Origin of the sequence: Endozoicomonas sp. ONNA2 (assembly GCF_024606365.1) — a bacterium.
Lineage (GTDB): Bacteria > Pseudomonadota > Gammaproteobacteria > Pseudomonadales > Endozoicomonadaceae > Endozoicomonas.
The window spans coordinates 1-1606 of sequence record NZ_JAHHPO010000937.1; the positions used below are offsets into that span (position 1 = coordinate 1).

Consider the following 1606-nt stretch of genomic DNA (forward strand, 5'->3'; position numbering starts at 1 on the left):
TACGCCGACGAAAACGATGCTGAAACAGCTGCCTGCAGGGAATTGTCAGGGAAAAACGAAATATCAACAATACAGCAGCAGTGGCAGGAGCTTAAAACAGGTTTTGCCCAGGCCATTACCTCCACAATACTGAATCCTTTGCTTGAGATACTCACTACCGATGGGATGAGTGATCATGTCATAAGTAAAATCTTTGGCATCAGTGTGGAACCTCTCTCACCGCCTGTGGTGCCAGACCCTGCATCCGTGACACCCATGCGCAAACGCAAGGCATCGTGAGGGGCCGCTCGTGCATAATCGGGTCAAAAGATGTTCTTTATTAACGTAAACGACAATAGTTATGAATAATTCTGAGTAGATAAAGTCGGGTAGCAGGCTGACACTCCCCGCCAGGGCGGGGAGTGTCAGAGACGATCCTCAAAAAGCACTAAAGATCGCTTATATCCGGTGATGCTAATTATACCTCTCGCTCACTCCTGATGTGGAGCAGAGGTGTTTGTTGAATGGAGCTGATACTTTCTGCATTCACAGGCTATAAAATATTTTACCTATATGAAAAAAATGTATTTTAACCATCAATAAAACCAGTACTATTTTAAATGTTCTAAAATAATCATCATTCAAATAATCATTACTACTCTACAGGATTAACAATCGATAATGATGAAATGACGGTAACCTCAGCTGCGTGAACAAAGTCATAATACTGGTATTGATTCAGTACCAGTTACCATTGATGACTAATTAATTATTCATTTAGTCAACGAACAGACCCATTTACTTTCCAAAGTAGTTATCTTGGAATAAGTATTTCTAAAAAACAGGAATATAAAAGATGGGCAGTTTTTCCATCCCATGAACGCGAGTGTTAGCATTATGCAAAACATACCAAGCCCAAACGGTCTCAATAAGGGCAAAGATCGAAAGAAGACCACTTCAGATATACCTGAAAAAATAAATCAGTTAAGTCAAGTATTAGAGCAACAGGGAAATCCAAAGGATGCAGATACACAGGAACTGCTCAATGGTATCAACGATATTATTACCAGAACAGTTGACCTTATGAGTGACGATAAAAAGCCATCATTTTCTTTTACTCAGGATGAAAGAGATATGCTATGTAACACAATGTTAAATGCTATCCTGAAGACATCAGCAAACACACATGCAGAGATATTTCATCACTTGGTTCCTGAATTGGTTAAAAGCATTGAACAAGTAATGACGATGCTACCTTCTCCAGAAAATTGAGCATCTGCTACAAGTGATAACAGCTCAATGACATACTCCCACCACCAAGCGGATGGCCGCCCCACCGCCAAGCGGCTATGGTGGGGGCTTCTTGCGACCCATGCTGAGAATACTCAACACCTTTCGCTGGTAGAACCTGCGCTGACAGGACTCCCTACAGTGGAACTCTTTATACAATCACTGTGTCCCAGTGAATCAGCTAAACCCATATCTCTTATATTCCGTGCGGCGTTCGTGTCCCGGTCACTCACTGAATGGCAACTTGGGCATTTCCACTCACGGAGGGATAACGGCATGGTATCCATTTTATAGCCACAGCAATTACACAGTTTGGAGCTTGGCTGGAACCTCCCAA

Annotated in this window: 3 protein-coding genes; 2 read left to right on the forward strand and 1 reads right to left on the reverse strand. The window is 42.3% G+C overall.

The window, feature by feature from the left end; all coding sequences use genetic code 11:
• Positions 1 to 279 (forward strand): hypothetical protein (locus tag KDK14_RS16645; RefSeq protein ID WP_257266300.1); only part of this gene is annotated, 279 nt, incomplete at its 5' end.
• A gap of 576 nt (positions 280 to 855) precedes the next feature.
• Positions 856 to 1251: a hypothetical protein gene (locus KDK14_RS16650; protein ID WP_257266301.1), complete on the forward strand. Its 396-nt coding sequence runs from the start codon at positions 856 to 858 to the stop codon at positions 1249 to 1251.
• A gap of 113 nt (positions 1252 to 1364) precedes the next feature.
• On the opposite strand, the gene KDK14_RS21825 is transcribed toward KDK14_RS16650, so the two are convergent.
• Entirely contained in the window at positions 1365 to 1580 is a 216-nt protein-coding gene (locus KDK14_RS21825; protein ID WP_373691102.1) for a zinc ribbon domain-containing protein, read from the reverse strand.
• Positions 1581 to 1606 lie beyond the last annotated feature (26 nt).

What these genes read in the sequence shown, in the direction of transcription:
- KDK14_RS16650 (WP_257266301.1), top strand. Translation starts at nt 856, where the DNA reads ATGAACGCGAGTGTTAGCATTATGCAAAACATACCAAGCCCAAACGGT.